The following is a 17708-nucleotide window of genomic DNA, read 5'->3' on the forward strand; positions in this document are numbered from 1 at the left end:
GACCCGCGCGAGCGCGCCGCAGCCACCCGCGAACAGCAGGAGAGCAGCCATGGCGGACCGAGCAGCCACCCACACCGCGGCCCCCACCGTCGAACGACCCGACCGGCTCCGCAACGTCGTCCTCATCGGCGCCACCGGAGCCGGCAAGACCACCCTCGCCGAGTCCCTCGCCCTCACCGCGGGCGCGCTGACCAGGGCCGGCACCGTCCCGGACGGCACCACCGCCGCCGACCACGAGGACGTCGAGCACCAGCAGCAGCGTTCCGTCCAGCTCGCGCTCCTGCCGCTGGCCTGGCAGGACTGCAAGATCAACCTGCTGGACGCGCCCGGCTACGCCGACTTTGCCGGTGACCTGCAGGCCGCGCTGCGCGCCGCCGAGGCCGCCGTCCTGGTGGTCTCCGCCACCGACCCGGTCTCCGCGCACACCCTCGCCCTGTGGCGGGAGGTCCGGCTGCGGAACCTGCCCACCGCGATCGCCCTCACCCACCTCAACGCCGTCCGCGTCCACCTCGACGAGGTGCTCGCCACCCTCCAGGACGCCTTCGGCGAGGGCCACCCGGACTCCGTCCTGCAGCTGCACGACAGCGCGCTGAAGGACGGCCGGCTGCTCGGCTCCGTCGACCTGCTCACCGGCCGCACCTACGGCGAGCCCGGCGACCTGCCCACCGTCGACGAGGACCGCACCCACCTGGTCGAGGCCATCGCCGGCGAGGACGACGCGTTGCTGGAGCGCTGGGTCGCGGGCGAGGAGCTGGACACCGCCTCGCTCGGCGACGCGCTGCGCCGCGAGTTCCTGGCCGGCACGGTGCACCCGGTGCTCGCCACCGCACCGCCCACCGACCCGACCGGCGCCGCGCCCGGCGCCGCCGAGCTGCTCGACCTGATCGCGGCGGTCTTCCCCTCCCCGCTCGACCGCGCCGACGACCTGCCCGCCTGCGACCCGGACGCCCCGCTCGCCGCCCAGATCGTGCACACCGGCGAGGACCCGTACGTCGGCCGGCTCAGCCTCGCCCGGGTGTTCTCCGGGACGCTGCGGCCGGACACCGTGCTGCACGTGCCCGGCGGCACCGACGAGAAGGTCACCGGCCTGAGCTGCCCGTTCGGCAAGCAGCAGCGGCCCGTCCCGCACGCGCTCCCCGGCGACCTGGTCTGCCTCGCCAAGCTGACCGCCGCCCGCACCGGCGACACCCTCACCGAGGGCACCGAGGCGCTGGAGCCGTGGCCGCAGCCCGAGGCGCTGCTGCCCGCCGCCGTCCAGGCGCACAGCAAGGCCGACGAGGACAAGCTCGCCCAGACCCTCGGCCGGCTCACCGCCCAGGACCCGACGCTGCGCGTCGAGCAGAACCCGGACACCCACCAACTCGTGCTCTGGTGCACCGGCGAGGCCCACCAGGCGGTCGTCCTGGACCGGCTGCGCACCCGCTACGGCGTGCACGTGGACACCGTCGACTACAGGGTCGCGCTGCGCGAGACCTTCGCCGCCAGCTCCAGCGGGCACGGCCGGCACGTCAAGCAGTCCGGCGGGCACGGCCAGTACGCGATCTGCGATCTCACCGTCGAACCGCTGCCCGGCGGCGGTTTCGAGTTCGTCGACAAGGTGGTCGGCGGCGCGGTGCCGCGCAACTTCATCCCCTCGGTGGAGAAGGGCGTCCGTGCCCAGCTCGCGCACGGGGTGCTGGCCGGCTACCCGATGGTCGACGTCCGGGTCACCCTCACCGACGGCAAGGCGCACTCGGTGGACTCCTCCGACGCGGCCTTCCAGACCGCGGGCGCACTGGCGCTGCGCGAGGCGGCCGCCAACGGGCGCATCCAGCTGCTCGAACCGGTCGACGAGGTGCAGGTGCTGCTGCCGGACGAGTACCAGGGCGCGGTGCTCAGCGACCTGTCCGCACGGCGCGGCCACGTCCTGGGCACCGAACCGGGCGGGCCCGGGATGAGCCTCGTCCGCGCGGAGGTCCCGGAGCTCGAACTCGTCCGCTACCCCGTCGAGTTGCGTTCGATCTCGCACGGCACCGGGCAGTTCTCCCGCAGCTACCTGCGGCACGCCCCGATGCCCGCCACCCTCGCCGCCCGCTACGAACACGCCTCGTAGGGAAGGGAAGCCACGAGGGGCGCGTGGGGGCACCTCCCAGCCTTCGGCCGAAGGCCACGAGGTGCCCCCACGCGCCCCTAGGGCAGCCGCCGCGGCATCGCGCAGGCCGGCGTCCCCGCCGGCAGCAGGTGGCGGTTGCGGGAGACCCACCGGTAGACGGCGGCGGCGATCGGCCGCACCGGGGGAAGCGCCAGCACAGCGCCCGCGTACGCCCAGGCGCCGCCGGAGCGCATCAGCAGCCGGGCGACCGCCTGCGCCCCGCCGTACACCCGTCCGCCGGGGGTGATCCACAGCACCTCCCGGCCGGCCCGTTCCTCGGTGACCAGCCCCCGGCCGCCGGCCCCGGCGTCCAGGGCCGCGAGGTCGGCGAACTGGTACGGCACGGCCTGCCAGCCGCCCGAGGAGAGCGAGGCCCGCGGGTAGCGTTCGGCCCAGGTCACGCAGCTGGTGCAGAAGGCGCAGTCCCCGTCGAAGACCAGCACGGGGTCGTGCGCGATGAGTTCGGCCATGGCCCGATCCTCCCGCACGGCGGGCCGCCGCCGGCCCGTGTGACACCCCGGAGGATCGAACCGGCCGCGAAGTGGGCATGATCCCCGCACGGTGCTCGGCCGCGGGCGGCTGACGCCGGTTCAGACGATCTTGCCCGCGACCGGCCGGAGGCGCGATAGCCTGCGGCCGACAAGGGCGGATCCAGGGGAGGAGGGGCAGCCGCCGTGACCCAGCTCGACATGACCCCGGGTGCGCAGGTACCCCGCACGGACGTCGGCCCGCAGACCGCCGTCACCTCGGCGCTCTCCTCCGCGGCCTACCGCGACGGCACCTTCAGGGAGTTGGAGGAGAAGCTCGGCGCCAAGCTGAAGAACGGCCGCTTCGAGCTGTTCCGGCCGAGCGCCGGCGAGGCGTTCAGCCGGGCCGTGATCGACCGCACGCTGCCGGCCAAGCGGAACCCGCTGGTGCCGTCCTTCGGCACCGACGTGCGGATGGTGGTCGAGCACTGCCTGGCCGCCAACGACCTGCGCCACGCCCGGGACCGGCAGCTCGCCCTGGTCACCGTGGTCTGTGGCCTGCTCTTCCTGCCCGGCGCACTGGTCTGGCTGGCCGCCTTCCAGTTGCGCGCCCAGCTGAAGAAGTCGCATCCGGCCCGGGAGGGCTTCTACGGCACGCTGGCGCTGCTGGTCGCCTGCGGGCTGGCCCTGCTGTTCGCGATCCGGCCCCCGGTGGCCGGCCCGTGGTCGCTGTACTTCCGGCTGATGATGCTGGCCCCGGTGGTCGGCTGGTTCATCGCCCGGCGGATCTGCCTGCGCAGCACGATCGACCTGCGGACCCGCTGGCAGTCCCTGCTGGAGGGCGGCGTGGTCGCGGCCACCGTGCCGCAGGCCGTCCCGCGCGACGACCTCGACCGCAAGGCCACCGACCTGCGCGCCAGCCTGGAGCGGCTGACCGCCGAGCAGGAGACCAACATCCACCACTACGCGGGCCGCAAGGGCCTGCTCGGCGCGGGCATGCGCTGGGTCGCGGTGGAGATGAACGAGGACCTCCGGCCGGCCGCGGGGCACGCGGACTTCCGGACCTTCCACCGCTGGGACCTGGCCCGCAAGATCGCCGAGCGGCTGGGCTCGGTCGCCGCCAGCGAGGTGCCGGGCGGCGACATGCCGCACGTCTCGGTCGCCCACTGGGTGGTGCAGGACATCCCCGAGGGGGCGGACGAGATCGGCCGCCCGTCCACCCCGGAGATGGACGGCTACCGGATGCGCGACTTCGGCATCCAGCAGATCGCCAACCGGCAGACCATCGGCACCGACACCGACACCAACGTGGCCGCGCAGCTGGTGCTGCACAACGGCCAGGTGGTCGCCACCGTCACCGTGAAGGTCACCGTGCTGGGCCGCAACCTCCGGGTCTCCGTGTACGGGCACGCCCTCGGGCCGCTGAACGGGCTGTTCACCGCCAAGCCCAAGCCCAAGGAGAAGAGCGTCCCGAAGACCGGCAAGTTCTGGGAGGAGAAGACCATCGTCCTCCCGCTGATCGACGACGACGAGGTCGTCCGGCAGGCCGTCCGGGCGCCGTTCCACAAGATCCCCGGGCTGCTGAACTGGCTCGGCGGCTCGCTGGCCCTGCCGGAGCCGTTCTGCCTCCGCCAGGCGTGGACGGACCGGACGTGGGACAGCCGGGCCAAGAGCGACTCGGTGCTCTACAGCGCCCAGCCGATCTTCAACATGGTGCAGACCACCACCGTCGAATTCCTCGCCGAGCACGACGTGGACGTCGAGCGGTTCACCAACCGCGCCAACATCAGCCGCTCGGAGAACCAGGCCGTCCGCCCGTTCAAGGCCGACGCCTACGACGCCGGCTGAGCCGCCCGCCCTTCCGGACACGGACGCACCGCAGGGCCGGTGCCGCGAGGAGATCCCGCGGCACCGGCCCTGCTGTGTGTCCGTGCGATGGGCTCAGCCCTGCGGCCAGGCGTCGGCCAGCATCTTGCGGGTGTCCGCGAGCAGCTGCGGCAGCACCTTGGTGTGGCCGACCACCGGCATGAAGTTGGTGTCCCCGCCCCAGCGCGGCACCACGTGCTGGTGCAGGTGGGCGGCGATGCCGGCGCCGGCGGCGGCGCCCTGGTTCATGCCGATGTTGAAGCCGTGCGCGCCCGAGGCGGTGCGCAGCGCCGTCATCGCGTGCTTGGTGAGCAGGGCGAGCTCGGCGGTCTCGGCCGCGTCCAGCTCGGTGTAGTCCGCGACGTGCCGGTACGGGACGACCATCAGGTGGCCGCCGTTGTACGGGTACAGGTTGAGCACCGCGTACACGGACGTGCCGCGGGCCACGACCAGCCCCTCCTCGTCGCTGAGCCCCGGGATGCTGCAGAACGGGCAGCCGTCGTTCGGGGACGGGCCGGTGGGCTTGTTCTCCCCCTGGATGTACGCCATCCGATGGGGGGTCCACAGGCGGCGGAAGCCGTCCGGCTCCCCCACGCCCCGCTGCAGTTCGGGCTCACTCGTCATGCCGATCAGCATATGCGTCCCGACATGGGAGACGAACAGGCCGGGGCGGGTCCGTTCGGACCCGCCCCGGCCCGGTGCGTTCGAGGTCAGACCTGGATGCGGCGCTGCACCGCGTCCACGATCTCGGCGACCGCGTCGGCGACCGGCACGCCGTTCTTCTGCTCGCCGTCGCGGTAGCGGAAGGACACCGCGCCCGCCTCGACGTCGTCGTTGCCCGCGATCAGCATGAAGGGGACCTTCTGCTTCTGGGCGTTGCGGATCTTCTTCTGCATGCGGTCGTCGGAGGTGTCGACCTCGACCCGGATGCCGTGCTTCTTCAGCTCGGCCGCGACGCCCTGCAGGTACGGCACGTGCTCGTCGGTGATCGGGATGCCGGTCACGGTGACGGGGGCCAGCCACGGCGGCATGGCGCCGGCGTAGTGCTCCAGCAGCACGGCGAAGAAGCGCTCGATCGAGCCGAACAGGGCGCGGTGGATCATCACCGGGCGCTGGCGCGAGCCGTCCGCCGCGGTGTACTCCAGGTCGAAGCGCTCCGGCAGGTTGAAGTCGAGCTGGATGGTCGACATCTGCCAGGTGCGGCCGATGGCGTCCTTGGTCTGGACGGAGATCTTCGGGCCGTAGAAGGCCGCGCCGCCCGGGTCCGGGACGAGCGGCAGGCCCTGCTTCTCGGCCACGCTGGCGAGGACGGCGGTGGCCTCCTCCCAGGTCTCGTCCGAGCCGACGTACTTCTCCGGGTCCTTGGTGGAGAGCTCCAGGTAGAAGTCGGTCAGACCGTAGTCGCGCAGCAGGTTGAGCACGAAGGTGAGGGTGGAGTCGAGCTCCTCCGCCATCTGCTCGCGGGTGCAGTAGATGTGCGCGTCGTCCTGGGTGAAGCCGCGGGCGCGGGTCAGGCCGTGCACCACGCCGGACTTCTCGTACCGGTACACCGTGCCGAACTCGAACATGCGCAGCGGCAGTTCGCGGTAGGACCGGCCGCGGGCGTCGAAGATCAGGTTGTGCATCGGGCAGTTCATGGGCTTGAGGTAGTAGTCCACGCCCTCGTCGAGCTGCATGGGGGGGTACATGCCGTCGGCGTACCAGTCCAGGTGGCCGCTGGTCTCGAACAGCTTCCCCTTGGTGGCGTGCGGGGTGTAGACGAACTCGTAGCCCTCCTCCTCGTGCCGGCGGCGCGAGTAGTCCTCCATGGCCCGGCGGATGATGCCGCCCTTGGGGTGGAAGACGGCGAGGCCGGAGCCGATCTGCTCCGGGATCGAGAAGAGGTCGAGCTCGTTGCCGAGCTTGCGGTGGTCGCGCTTCTCGGCCTCCACCAGGAAGTCGAGGTGTGCCTTCAGCTCGTCCTTGCTCGGCCAGGCGGTGCCGTAGATGCGCTGCAGCATCGGGTTCTTCTCGCTGCCGCGCCAGTAGGCGGCCGCGTTGCGCATCAGCTTGAAGGCCGGGATGTGCCGGGTGCTCGGCAGGTGCGGGCCGCGGCAGAGGTCGCCCCAGCACTGCTCGCCGGACTTGGCGTCCAGGTTGTCGTAGATGGTCAGCTCGCCGGCACCGACCTCGACGTCCGCGCCCTCGCCGGCGGTCGCGGCGGAGCCCTTGAGGCCGATCAGCTCCAGCTTGTACGGCTCGGCCGACAGCTCGTCGCGGGCGGCGTCGTCGGAGACCACGCGGCGGGAGAACTTCTGCCCGCGCTTGATGATCTCCTGCATCTTCTTCTCGATGGCCTTGAGGTCATCGGGGTGGAAGGGCTTCTCGACGTCGAAGTCGTAGTAGAAGCCGTCCTTGACCGGCGGGCCGATGCCGAGCTTGGCCTCCGGGAAGAGCTGCTGCACGGCCTGCGCCATGACGTGCGCGGTGGAGTGCCGCAGGATGTCGAGGCCGTCCTTGCTGGAGATCTCGACCGGCTCGACCTCGTCGCCGTCCTGGACGGCGTACGCCAGGTCCTTCAGCTGGCCGCCGACGCGGGCGGCGATGATCGAGCGGTCGTCGGCGAAGAGCTCGGCGGCCGTGGTGCCCGTGGTCACCACGCGCTCTTCCCGATCGGGTTCGCGGTTGATGATGATCCGGACGTCGGTCACCGGTCTCTCCTGACATCTGTGGTCCGCAGCACTCTGCTGCGCACGTCGATGGTACCGAGAGCGGCGGCTCCGGTGCGCACCGCGCTCTCCCCCGCGCCGCGTCCGCCCCGCCGGCCCGTCCGGCCCCTCCCGCACGGCCCGCCGCCCGCGTCCCGGGCCCCGGGGGGCGAGGACCGGCCCCGAGGTGCGGTTGAGCGGACGTCAAGTGCGGTATCACCAGGACAGAGCACGGTGCGCCCCCGGTCCTCGGGGGCGCGCCGGGCAATCGCCCGGCGGCACTTGAGGGGCAGTCATGCAGCAGTCCCGACCCTGGTACGAGGGCCCGATCGCCTCCTTCGACACCGAGACCACCGGCGTGGACGTCGAGCACGACCGGATCGTCTCCGCGGCGCTCGTCCTGCAGTCCGCCCCCGGCCTCGCCCCGGACACCACAACCTGGCTGGCCGACCCCGGAGTTCCGATCCCCGAGGGCGCCCGCGCGGTGCACGGCATCAGCGACGAGCACGCCCGCGCGCACGGCCGCCCGCCGCGCACGGTGGTCGCCGAGATAGCCCGGGCCCTCGCAGGGCTGTCCCTCGCCGGCGTCCCGCTGGTGGTCATGAACGCCCCGTACGACCTCACCCTGCTCGACCGCGAGCTGCGCAGGCACCGCGGCAGTTCGCTCGGCGAGGCGCTCGGCGGCACCGAACTCCTGGTGCTGGACCCGCGGGTGCTGGACAAGCACGTCGACCGCTACCGCAAGGGCCGCCGCACGCTCACCGACCTGTGCGCCCACTACGGGGTGCGGCTGACCGGGGCCCACGAGGCCGCGGCGGACGCGACCGCCGCGCTCGACCTGGTGCGCGCCCTCGGCGGCCGGCACCCGGAGCGGCTCGGCGCGCGGCCGGTGCCCGAACTCCACGTCCGGCAGGCGGTCTGGCACGCCGCGCAGGCCCGCGGTCTGCAGGACTGGTTCGACCGGGAGGGCACGCCGGAGCGGGTGGACACCGCCTGGCCGCTGCGCCCGGCCCGGTGCGGCTGCGGGCGGCCGCTCACCGCGGAGCACCGCTGCGAGGCCGCGGCCTGAAGCGGGCCCGCCCCGGGGCAGAGGCGCCGACAACGACATAGGCCCCGGCCGCACTTGGCGGTCGGGGCCTGCTGCTCGGTGGGCGATACTGGGATCGAACCAGTGACCCCTTCGGTGTGAACGAAGTGCTCTCCCGCTGAGCTAATCGCCCGGGCAACGAGAAGAACAGTACCACCACGGCGGCCCGCCGCCCTAATCCGTTCCCGCCGGGGCCGGCCCGACGTTCCCCCAGATCGCCCCGGGCGCAGCTCCGGTGAATGTCCGTCAGGCCGCGGACGCCTTCGGGAAATCATCGGAAAACAACATAAGGCCCAGACCGGGAAATGGTCTGGGCCTTACATCTGGTACTGCATTCCGGGTGGGCGATACTGGGATCGAACCAGTGACCCCTTCGGTGTGAACGAAGTGCTCTCCCGCTGAGCTAATCGCCCGGGTGCAGGGAAAACATTACCCCATCCGCGGGGGTGCTCCGAACACCCACCCGGTCAGTGCAGGTCCCAGGGCAGCACCGCTCCGTACCGCCACAGGTACCAACCCAGGAGGGCGCCGATGATCACCAGGCCGATCACGGTGAGCGTGATGTTGCGCCGGCGGACCTTCGGGTCCAGCGCCCGCTCGGCCGCCTCGGCGACCTTGCGCCGCGTCCAGCGCAGCACCAGCTGGGCCCAGACGAACTCGGTGGCCCAGATGCCCATGCCCAGGAAGATGACCACCCAGCCCGGACCGGGCAGCGGCAGCAGGACGACGCCGAGCCCGACCACGGCCAGGCCGACCAGGAAGACCACCACCTGCCAGCTCAGGTGCAGCGGCCGCGAGCGCCGGATGAACGCCGGGGCCCGCGAGCCGAGCGGCCGGCCCCCGTCCTCCCCCCGGCCGCCGCCGCCGCTCCCGTCCTCGCCACCGTCGGACGCCATGGGTGCCCCGTCCTCGACCCGGTCAGGATTGTCGTTTCGTACAGCCATGCGGGAAAAGTACCGGAGATACCCGCCGGTACCCGGTCCGACTCCCCGCCGTCGGCGATTCCGCAATGCGCCGGAAGGGGTACGACACGGCGTTGAATCGGGACAGAGGGGTTTACACCGGGCTTTCGGGTGGGATGGTCCGTTCGCCGACGTGCGATTCCCCGAGCGCACACTGAGCGAAAGGCCCTGGCGCTTATGAACACCACGGTCAGCTGCGAGCTGCACCTGCGCCTCATCGTGTCCAGCGAGTCCTCCCTGCCCGTCCCCGCGGGCCTGCGCTACGACACCTCGGACCCCTATGCCGTGCACGCCACCTTCCACACCGGTGCCGACGAGACCGTCGAGTGGGTGTTCGCCCGTGATCTCCTCGCGGAGGGGCTGCACCGACCGACCGGGACCGGCGACGTGCGGGTGTGGCCCTCGCGCAGCCACGGTCAGGGGGTCGTCTGCATCGCCCTGAGCTCTCCGGAAGGAGAAGCCCTGCTGGAAGCCCCGGCACGAGCGCTCGAGTCGTTCCTCAAGCGCACCGACGCCGCCGTGCCGCCCGGCACCGAACACCGTCACTTCGACCTCGATCGGGAGCTGTCCCACATCCTCGCCGAAAGCTGACCTCGCCGCGGCGGGCCCGCCTCGGCGCGGCCACGCCCACTGCGTCCGTCCTACTCGGGGGCACGGTCGCACCTGCCGCCACGCACCACCGGCGGTCTCGGGGTCACCGTCGGGCCGGCCCGGCCCGGCGGTGTGGCGCCCGGCAGAACGGCCGGCCATCCGCACGGGTGGCCGGCCGTCCTGCCGGGCGCTTTCCTTCGCTCGGGCGCCGCAGCCCGGTAGAGTCGCGGTTGACGACCGACGAGGGGCGGTGCGCCCCCGCCGCGCGAGGAGCCCCACGTGCTGATCACCCATGACACCGAGTGCGCGCTGAGCATTCTGGTCGAGCTGCTCAACACCGCCCCGGAGGCGTGCGGCTCGGAACAGCTGCCCGACACCGCCGCGCTCGACGCGTTCGTGGTCAAGCAGGAGATCAGCGAGATCGACTCGCTGACCGCCACCGACCTGGCCTCGGTGCAGCTGCTGCGCGGCCGGCTGCGCGAGGTGTTCTCCGCCCGCTCCACCGAGGAGGCCGCGGAGCTGGTGAACGCCGTGGTCACGGCGGCCGGCACCACGCCCCGGCTGACCAACCACGACCACCACGACTGGCACATCCACTACTTCGCCCCGCACGCCGCGATCGGCGACCACCTCGCGGCCGAGCTCGGCATGGCGCTCGCCTTCATCGTGATGGCCGGCGAGCGCGAGCGGCTGCGGCGCTGCGAGGCCCCGGACTGCGAGCGCGTCTTCGTCGACCTCTCCCGCAACCGGTCGCGCCGCTACTGCGACAGCCGCACCTGCGGCAACCGGCTGCACGTCGCCGCCTACCGCGCCCGCCAGCGCTCCGCCGAGGCCGAGGCGGTGGCCGCGGGCTGACCGGTCCGCCGCCCGGCGGCCCGCAGCGGCCGGGCGCACCCCGCACGGATGGAAGACTGGAGGCATGACCGACGCCTCCCTCCCCCGCCTCGAATTCTGGTGCGACCTGCAGTGCCCCGACTGCCGCACCGCCCTGGACGACGTCCGGGCCCTGCGCGCCGACTACGGCGACGAGCTCCGGATCGAGCTGCGGCACTTCCCGCTGGAGAAGAACAAGCACGCGTACGCGGCCGCCCAGGCCGCCGAGGAGGCGTTCGCGCAGGGCGGGGGCTGGGCGTACGTCGAGGCGCTGCTGGAGCGGACCGAGGAGCTGGGCCGGGACGGCGAGAAGGTGCTGCAGGCCGTCGCCGCCGAGCTCGGGCTGGACGCCGAGGAGGTCGACACCGCGCTGATCGACGGGCGGCACACCCTGCTGGTCGACGCGGACCAGGCCGAGGGCCGGGCGATCGGGGTCAGCGGCACCCCGACCTACGTGATCGCCGGGCAGCGGCTGGACGGCGGCAAGAGCCAGGCCGGGCTCCGCGCCCGGATCGTCGAGCTGATCGAGCAGAACCGGGGCTGATCCCCGCACCCGGCGGGCCCGGGCGGCCGCCGTGCTCAGAGCAGCGGCTTGCCGAGGGTGCGCCGGGTCACCCGGTAGCCGAGCGAGGCGTACAGCGCGACGGCCACCGTGTTGCTGCTGAAGACGTTCAGCCCGAGGTCGTGGACACCCGCCGCGAGGCACTCGTGCTCGGCGGCCAGCATCAGGGCGCGGCCGAGGCCGCGGCCGCGGTGCTCCTCCCCGACCTCCACCACCATCACCCAGGCCAGCGGGCGGCCGTCCGGCGAGACCTCCTGGCGCAGGTGCAGCCAGAGGCTGCCGAGCACCCGGCCCTCGCCGTCGACGAGCCGGCGCAGCGCGACGCCCGGGGTGTCCGGGCCCTGCGGCAGGACCTGGCGGTGGTCGGCCTCCGACTTGGCCTCGGCCTGCTGCGCGGTGAGGCCCGAGGAGCGCAGGTCGTGCAGGTAGCCGGCTCTCGCGTCGGCCAGCCACTGCGGGTACTCCGCCGCACCGATCGGACGGACGGTCAGCCCGTCCGGCAGGGCCGGCGCCCGGCCGAGCCGCTTGGCCATGTTCTGCATCCGCTCGGTGTAGCCGAGCGCCCGGGCCAGGGCGAGGGCGCCCTCGGCCTCCGCGGGGACGGTGACGTCGGCCCGGCTGCAGCCCCAGCCCCGCAGGACCTCCTCGGCGGCGAGCACGCCGACCGTGCCGCGGCCCCGGCGGCGCCCCTCGGTGACCTCCAACTCGGCGATCTCGCCCCACCACTGGTCGCCGCGCGGCAGCGCGGTGGTACGCAGCCCGCCCACCGGACGGCCGTTGACGCAGATCCGCCAGCGGCGGCTGCGGCCACCGCCGGGCAGCAGCTCCTCGGCGCCCCCCGGGCGCAGCGTTGTGGTCATACCGGCTCCCCTGCCCCCGCGGCGGCCGGCCTACGCCTGTGCGGGCTCCGGTGCGGCGGCCGGATCAGGGGTCGAGGTCGTCGCCGCTGCGCTCGGCGAACTGGGCCATCGCCTTGAGGGTGATCGGGCCGGGTGCGGGCAGTTCGCGGTCGTCGATCCGGTGCACGCCCTGGACGTCGCGGAGGGTGGAGGTCAGGAAGACCTCCTCGGCCTCGAACAGCGCCTCGAAGGGGAGGTCGGCCTCCTCCGCGCCGCTCCAGTCGACGACCAGCTGCCGGGTGATGCCGGCCAGGCAGCCGGAGGCGAGGCGCGGGGTGAGCAGCCGGCCGCCGAGGACGACGAAGACGTTGGAGCCGGTGCCCTCGCAGAGCCGCCCCTCGGTGTTGGCGAAGAGCGCCTCGGAGGCGCCGGCCCGGTGGGCCGCGGCGAGCGCCACCACGTTCTCCGCGTAGGAGGTGGTCTTGAGGCCCGCGACGGCGCTGTGCTCGTTGCGGCGCCACGGCACGGTGACCACGGCGGTGGTGTCCGGGCGCGGCTTCGCGGTACCGAGGGCGACGACCAGCGTGGGCGCGTCCTCGCCGCGCTCGGAGCCGAGCGGGGAGGTGCCGCCGGTGTAGGTGATCCGCATCCGGCCGAGCGGCATCGGGTTGGCGGCGAGCACGGCCTCGCAGGCCTCGCGGACGGCGTCGTGGTCCGGGTCGGCGAGGCCGAGGCCGCGGGCGGAGCGGGTGAGCCGGTCGAGGTGGCGGGTGAGCGCGAAGGCCCGGCCGTCGACCGCCTTGACCGTCTCGAAGACGCCGTCGCCGACGGTGAGGCCGTGGTCCAGGACGGAGACGGCGGCGGTGCCGGCGTCCACGAGGTTGCCGTTGACCCAGATCATCGCGTGCTGCTCCCGGGGTTGTTCAGGGGGTGCTGGTGCCCGACGCTATCGCGACCAGGCGGGCGGCCTTGAGCTCGGTCTCGTCCCACTCGCGGTCCGGGTCGGAGCCCCAGGTGATGCCGGCGCCGGTGCCGAACCGGAGGACGGGCCCGCCGGTCGTCCGGTCGATCCAGAAGGTGCGGATGCCGACGGCGAGTTCGGCCTTGCCGCGGTCGGCGTCCACCCAGCCGACGGCGCCGCAGTAGGGGCCGCGGGGGGCGGTCTCGAGGGCGTCGATGATCCGCAGGGCGCTGGACTTCGGCGCGCCGGTGACGGATCCGGGCGGGAAGGTGGCGGCGAGCAGCCCGGGCCAGCCGGCGCCGTCGCGCAGCCGGCCCTCGACGGTGGAGACCAGGTGGACGAGGCCGGGGTGCTTCTCGACCACGCAGAGGTCGGGGACGGTGACGGTGCCGGTCTCGCAGACCCGGCCGAGGTCGTTGCGGACCAGGTCGACGATCATCACGTTCTCGGCGTGGTCCTTCTCCAGCAGGTCCGCCTCGGTGCGGCCGGTGCCCTTGATCGGGCCGGAGGAGACGGTGCGGCCGGACCGGCGCAGGTAGAGCTCGGGCGAGGCGGTGGCGATCTCCACCCCGTGCTCGGGGAGGCGGATCGTTCCTGCGTACGGCGCGGGGTTTCCGCGGGCGAGCAGGCCGGTCAGCGCGTCGATGTCGGAGCGCTCCGGGTCGGGCAGCGGTGCGGAGAGCACCCGGCAGAGGTTGGCCTGGTAGACCTCGCCGGCCGCGATGTGCTCGCGGATGCGGCGCACGCCCGCGGTGTAGGCGTCCCGGTCGAGCGAGCTGTGCCAGTCCCCGGGGCGCGGGCCGAGCCAGCCGGCGGTGGCCGGCGGCGCCGGGTCGGGGCGGACCTCGTCGAAGCGGGCGCAGGTGAGGCGGCCCTCGAAGTCGTACGCGACCGCCCAGAAGCCGCCGCGGTCGAGGACCGCGGGGTCGCCGGAGACCTCGCGCAGCCCGGTGGCGAGACGGCCGCCGAAGCGGGCGATCGGCTGGTCGGGGCTGAGGGGGGCGGTGCGGCCGGACACGGTTCTCCTGCGCGGACTCGGGTGGTGCTCCGCGCGGGTGGGGCGCGGGGGCGGGGCCATTTCGGGGATTGCCCGGTGCCTGAAGTGTAGGTCGGCGGCCCGCCGGGACGGCCGGGGGCGGGCCCCGGGACCTGCGCCGCAGGCCTTGCCGGAGGCGGCCGGGGAGCCACCCGGACGGCTGACGGAGCACCACCTTCCGGCCACCCCCGCGCCACGCTGCGGGAACGGATTTTTAGCTGGCCCGGGAATCCGCTAGAGTTCAACACGTCGCCGGGACGCGGAACCGAAGAAAAGCGGGGAAGCAGCCGGGAGACAGGCGGACGTGGCTCAGTTGGTAGAGCATCACCTTGCCAAGGTGAGGGTCGCGAGTTCGAATCTCGTCGTCCGCTCGATGGAGAACAGGGTAAGATCGTTCTCCGAAGTTGCCTGGTGGAGTGGCCGAGAGGCGAGGCAACGGCCTGCAAAGCCGTGTACACGGGTTCAAATCCCGTCTCCACCTCCAAGAGGTGCCCCGGTTCGCCGGGAGCCCTCCCCGCGCGATTAGCTCAGCGGGAGAGCACTACCTTGACACGGTAGGGGTCACTGGTTCAATCCCAGTATCGCGCACTCGATCCCCCCGGGGATCGGCATCCCAGCGCGATTAGCTCAGCGGGAGAGCACTACCTTGACACGGTAGGGGTCACTGGTTCAATCCCAGTATCGCGCACCGAAGATCGAAGGTCGTGGTCCAGTGGACCACGGCCTTCGTCGTCGTTCGGTGGCGGCCGCCGGCACCCGGGGCCCGGCCGTGCACGGCACGGCGACGAGGAAAAGGCAGGTGCCGGGTGCGGACGTCCTCACCGACGTCGTGCACCCGGCCCCTGCTCTGCCGGGGGTGGCCACCGCTCGGCCCGTCCACGTGTCCTGCGGTGTCGTTCCCGGCCGGCGCGGACCCCTCCCCTGGGGTCAGCGCCCGATCAGATCGGCGACGGCTCGCGCCTGTGTCGCCAGTTGCTCCCAGCCGCCGAACAGCGCCAGCAGCAGCACCGCGCACGGCACGGCGATGGCCAGTGCCACCGCGGGGTGCCTGTCCCCGGTGGGCGACTGGCCGCCGAAGGGCCGGCGTCGACGCCCGGTGCCGGTGAACTGCGTGGCCATGATCGTCTGCTCCTGCTCGTCGCCGGGCGCGGCCGCTGGGCGGCCCGCACGGGGCGGTCGGGTGGTCCGTCGGATGGGTTGGACGGGTTGGACGGCGGGCCGGGACCTCGGGGGACGAGTAGCGGCCCGCCGTCGAGATCAACAGTAGGCGGCAGGGCCCCCACCGGACGTCATGCCCGCGCACGGTTCCACGGGCCTCCCGAAGGATGAGGCCGGGTTGTACCGCCTACTACCGGAGGGGGAGACGGAACCGATCGCATCCCCGAGGCAACCCTGAGGCCCCACCCCGAGGGGGCTCCCGGGGACGGTCGGGAGCCCGTCCTGCGGCACCGCCCCGCGGACCGTCCGGGGTGCCGTTCGCGCACGAGGCGCAGGCACCGGAGAAGGGTGCTCCGGGTACCCGCGGAACGCCTTCCGACGGAGATCGGACAATCCGACCGCCCCTCGGGGTGTTGCGTGTCAGCACAGCACTGCGGCCAGTCCGTAAGCTGTCCCGGACAGGATCTGACGACGGCCCACTCGACGGGGCCTCACTCCACGGGCTGACGGGGACGAGTATGGCGATGATGCGGCTGAGGCGTGAGGACCCCCGCATCGTCGGACCGTTCCGGCTGCACCGGCGACTCGGCGCCGGCGGCATGGGCGTGGTCTACCTGGGCTCCGACCGCAAGGGGCAGCGGGTCGCCCTCAAGCTGATCCGCGACGAGCTGGCCGGGGACGTGGAGTTCCGCACCCGGTTCGCCCGCGAGGTGGCCGCCGCCTCCCGGATCCGCGGCGGCTGCACCGCCCGGGTGGTCGACTCCGACCTGAAGGCCGAGCGGCCGTGGCTCGCCACGGCGTACGTGCCCGGGCCCTCGCTGTACAAGCGGGTGACGGACGAGGGGCCGCTGCCCTGGCCGGAGGCGGCCCGGGTCGGCGCCGCGCTCGCCGACGGGCTGGTGAAGGTGCACGAGGCCGGGGTCGTCCACCGCGACCTCAAGCCCTCCAACATCCTCCTGTCACCGCGCGGCCCGCGGATCATCGACTTCGGCATCGCCTGGTCGCGCGGCGCCTCCACGCTCACCCACGTCGGGACGGCGGTCGGCTCGCCCGGCTTCCTCGCGCCCGAGCAGGTCCGCGGGGCGGCGGTGACCCCGGCCACCGACGTGTTCGCCTTCGGTGCGACGCTCGCCTTCGCGCTCACCGGGGAGTCGCCCTTCGGCTCCGGCGCCTCCTCCGAGGTGATGCTCTACCGCGTGGTGCACGAGGAGCCGGACCTCGCGGCGGTGCCGCCGGTGCTGGCGCCGCTGATCGGGGCCTGCCTGGCGAAGGAGCCGGGCGAACGGCCGGCCGCGGCGGCGCTGCACGAGCGGTTGACCGAACTCGCCGCGCGGGCCACCGTGCTGGGCGGGCGGGGCCGGACGGCCGCGCCCCAGGGTGCCGCCGGTCAGCAGCAGGCGCAGGCCTCCGCGCCGGGTCGGCCGCACGCCCCCGGTGCCGGGCAGGGTCCGGGCGCCGACACGGGACCGGGGCAGCAGACACCGCGTCCGGGCGCCGGTCCGCTGGCCGGGCACGGCCACACTCCGGGCCACGGGTCGGGCCAGGCCGGGCACGGCCGGACGGGCGGGCAGCGTCCCGTCGCCGGCGGGCGGGCCGTCCCCCCGGGCAGACCGCCCCGGCGGGCGCCGGGGCAGCTGCCGCACGCCGACGGCCAGGACACCCTGCGGGACCGGCACCGCACGCCCGTACGACCGCACACGCCCGCACCGGGCCGGCCGCGGGACCGCCAGCACACCCCCGTCCCGGGACGGCCCTCGGCGGACTCCCGGCGGCGGCTGCTGCGGCAGCGGCTGGTGGTCTTCGTCACGGTGACCCTCGGTGTGGCGCTGGCCATCGCGACCGCACAGGGCTGCGAGAACCGCAGCAACCAGGGACGCGGCCCGGCCGACCGCACCTCCCCCACCGCCTCCGCACCGGCCCTCTCGCTGGACGGTGCGACGCCCGCGGCGTCCGGTGCCCCGGCCGCTGCGCCCGCGGCCGGCGGGGCGTCCGGGTTCGGCCCGGCGACCGGGCCGCTGCCCGCCGTGGACTGGGCCAACCGCGCGTACAGCGATCCCGCGGGCGGCCCGGAGATCCGGCTGCGCGACGGCCGGGCGGGCGGCGACGGCGCCCAGATCGCGCTCAGCACGGTGCTGCCGGCGCGGTACCGGGAGGCGCCCGCGGCCCTGGTGGTGCTGCGGCGGACGGAGGGGTCCGTCCCGGTCGACCTGGTCGAGCTGTTCTCGTTCAACGGCGGGACGCCGGTACTGGTCGCCTCCCGGGCCTCCGCCGCGGACCCGCAGGCCGCGGCGGCCTGGCGGCTGGAGAACGGGTCGCTGCTGCGCGAGGAGAAGGTCTCGCTGACCGGCGCGACCTCGTCCACCCGGTACACGGCGCGGGCCGACGGCGGGCTGGAGGAGGCCTGGCCGGGCGGCGGGGTGTCCGGCGGCAGCCGCTGACCGGCCGCGGCCGGACGGTGCGGGTCGTGCCCGTGGGTGTGGGTTGTACC

General features: G+C 73.7%; 15 protein-coding genes and 6 tRNA genes. 11 read left to right on the forward strand and 10 right to left on the reverse strand.

Annotation, left to right across the window (positions count from 1 at the left end):
• The first annotated feature begins 49 nt into the window (after nt 1–49).
• Complete coding sequence (locus tag IE98_RS0113420) at nt 50–2092, forward strand: elongation factor G (protein ID WP_030268543.1); 2043 nt, start codon at nt 50–52, stop codon at nt 2090–2092.
• A 77-nt stretch (nt 2093–2169) separates the two neighbouring features.
• On the opposite strand, the gene IE98_RS0113425 is transcribed toward IE98_RS0113420, so the two are convergent.
• Entirely contained in the window at nt 2170–2601 is a 432-nt protein-coding gene (locus IE98_RS0113425) for a thiol-disulfide oxidoreductase DCC family protein (RefSeq protein WP_030268544.1), read from the reverse strand.
• Nucleotides 2602–2805: 204 nt separating this feature from the next.
• Between IE98_RS0113425 and IE98_RS0113430 the strand changes: the two genes are divergently transcribed.
• A complete protein-coding gene (locus tag IE98_RS0113430) occupies nt 2806–4446 on the forward strand; it encodes a hypothetical protein (protein WP_052390476.1) in 1641 nt (546 codons plus the stop codon).
• A gap of 93 nt (nt 4447–4539) precedes the next feature.
• Here IE98_RS0113430 and IE98_RS0113435 read toward each other — a convergent pair whose 3' ends face one another.
• Together IE98_RS0113435 and thrS are read right to left on the reverse strand one after the other, a co-directional pair.
• The gene (locus tag IE98_RS0113435) at nt 4540–5100 is read right to left on the reverse strand and encodes an HIT family protein (protein ID WP_030268548.1); all 561 of its coding nucleotides are present in this window, start codon (nt 5098–5100) and stop codon (nt 4540–4542) included.
• A 74-nt stretch (nt 5101–5174) separates the two neighbouring features.
• Entirely contained in the window at nt 5175–7154 is a 1980-nt protein-coding gene (gene thrS, locus IE98_RS0113440) for a threonine--tRNA ligase (RefSeq protein WP_030268549.1), read from the reverse strand.
• 292 nt (nt 7155–7446) lie between these two features.
• Here thrS and IE98_RS0113445 point away from each other — a divergent pair, with 292 nt between their 5' ends.
• The gene (locus IE98_RS0113445) at nt 7447–8220 is read left to right on the forward strand and encodes a 3'-5' exonuclease (protein ID WP_030268551.1); all 774 of its coding nucleotides are present in this window, start codon (nt 7447–7449) and stop codon (nt 8218–8220) included.
• 79 nt (nt 8221–8299) lie between these two features.
• Here the strand turns inward: IE98_RS0113445 and IE98_RS0113450 are convergent.
• The 3 genes from IE98_RS0113450 to IE98_RS0113460 all read right to left on the reverse strand — a co-directional run bounded on the left by IE98_RS0113450 (nt 8300) and on the right by IE98_RS0113460 (nt 9134).
• A tRNA-Val gene (locus IE98_RS0113450) sits at nt 8300–8371 on the reverse strand.
• A gap of 208 nt (nt 8372–8579) precedes the next feature.
• Nucleotides 8580–8651: transfer RNA gene (locus tag IE98_RS0113455), tRNA-Val, on the reverse strand.
• A 54-nt stretch (nt 8652–8705) separates the two neighbouring features.
• Entirely contained in the window at nt 8706–9134 is a 429-nt protein-coding gene (locus IE98_RS0113460) for a TIGR02611 family protein (protein ID WP_052390477.1), read from the reverse strand.
• Nucleotides 9135–9377: 243 nt separating this feature from the next.
• Here IE98_RS0113460 and IE98_RS0113465 point away from each other — a divergent pair, with 243 nt between their 5' ends.
• The 3 genes from IE98_RS0113465 (at nt 9378) to IE98_RS0113475 (ending at nt 11208) form a co-directional block, all read left to right on the forward strand.
• Nucleotides 9378–9791, forward strand: coding sequence for an SsgA family sporulation/cell division regulator (locus IE98_RS0113465; RefSeq protein WP_030268554.1), 414 nt, complete (start codon nt 9378–9380; stop codon nt 9789–9791).
• 279 nt (nt 9792–10070) lie between these two features.
• Nucleotides 10071–10646 carry a CGNR zinc finger domain-containing protein gene (locus tag IE98_RS0113470; RefSeq protein WP_030268556.1) on the forward strand — a complete coding sequence of 192 codons (576 nt, stop codon included), beginning with the start codon at nt 10071–10073 and terminating at the stop codon, nt 10644–10646.
• A 64-nt stretch (nt 10647–10710) separates the two neighbouring features.
• On the forward strand, nt 10711–11208 hold the full coding sequence (locus IE98_RS0113475) for a DsbA family protein (RefSeq protein ID WP_030268558.1): 498 nt from the start codon (nt 10711–10713) through the stop codon (nt 11206–11208).
• A 35-nt stretch (nt 11209–11243) separates the two neighbouring features.
• Here IE98_RS0113475 and IE98_RS0113480 read toward each other — a convergent pair whose 3' ends face one another.
• The 3 genes from IE98_RS0113480 to IE98_RS0113490 form a co-directional block, all read right to left on the reverse strand.
• Nucleotides 11244–12086 (reverse strand): GNAT family N-acetyltransferase, encoded by an 843-nt coding sequence (locus IE98_RS0113480; RefSeq protein ID WP_030268560.1) that lies wholly within the window; start codon nt 12084–12086, stop codon nt 11244–11246.
• A gap of 64 nt (nt 12087–12150) precedes the next feature.
• Nucleotides 12151–12966, reverse strand: a complete 816-nt coding sequence (locus IE98_RS0113485) for an aminotransferase class IV (RefSeq protein WP_030268562.1) — start codon at nt 12964–12966, stop codon at nt 12151–12153.
• A 22-nt stretch (nt 12967–12988) separates the two neighbouring features.
• Nucleotides 12989–14044: a chorismate-binding protein gene (locus tag IE98_RS0113490; protein ID WP_052390478.1), complete on the reverse strand. Its 1056-nt coding sequence runs from the start codon at nt 14042–14044 to the stop codon at nt 12989–12991.
• A 316-nt stretch (nt 14045–14360) separates the two neighbouring features.
• Here IE98_RS0113490 and IE98_RS0113495 point away from each other — a divergent pair.
• The 4 genes from IE98_RS0113495 (at nt 14361) to IE98_RS0113510 (ending at nt 14750) form a co-directional block, all read left to right on the forward strand.
• Nucleotides 14361–14433, forward strand: a tRNA-Gly gene (locus tag IE98_RS0113495).
• Nucleotides 14434–14472: 39 nt separating this feature from the next.
• Nucleotides 14473–14546 (forward strand) — tRNA-Cys (locus IE98_RS0113500).
• A gap of 32 nt (nt 14547–14578) precedes the next feature.
• Nucleotides 14579–14650: transfer RNA gene (locus IE98_RS0113505), tRNA-Val, on the forward strand.
• A gap of 28 nt (nt 14651–14678) precedes the next feature.
• A tRNA-Val gene (locus IE98_RS0113510) sits at nt 14679–14750 on the forward strand.
• A 239-nt stretch (nt 14751–14989) separates the two neighbouring features.
• Here the strand turns inward: IE98_RS0113510 and IE98_RS0113515 are convergent.
• Nucleotides 14990–15181, reverse strand: a complete 192-nt coding sequence (locus IE98_RS0113515) for a hypothetical protein (protein ID WP_030268566.1) — start codon at nt 15179–15181, stop codon at nt 14990–14992.
• A 566-nt stretch (nt 15182–15747) separates the two neighbouring features.
• On the opposite strand from IE98_RS0113515, the gene IE98_RS0113520 reads away from it, so the two are divergent.
• Nucleotides 15748–17658, forward strand: coding sequence for a serine/threonine-protein kinase (locus IE98_RS0113520; RefSeq protein ID WP_420706182.1), 1911 nt, complete (start codon nt 15748–15750; stop codon nt 17656–17658).
• The last annotated feature ends 50 nt before the right edge of the window (nt 17659–17708 follow it).

Origin of the sequence: Streptomyces sp. NRRL B-24484 (assembly GCF_000717715.1) — a bacterium.
In the GTDB taxonomy this organism is placed as follows: Bacteria; Actinomycetota; Actinomycetes; order Streptomycetales; family Streptomycetaceae; genus Kitasatospora.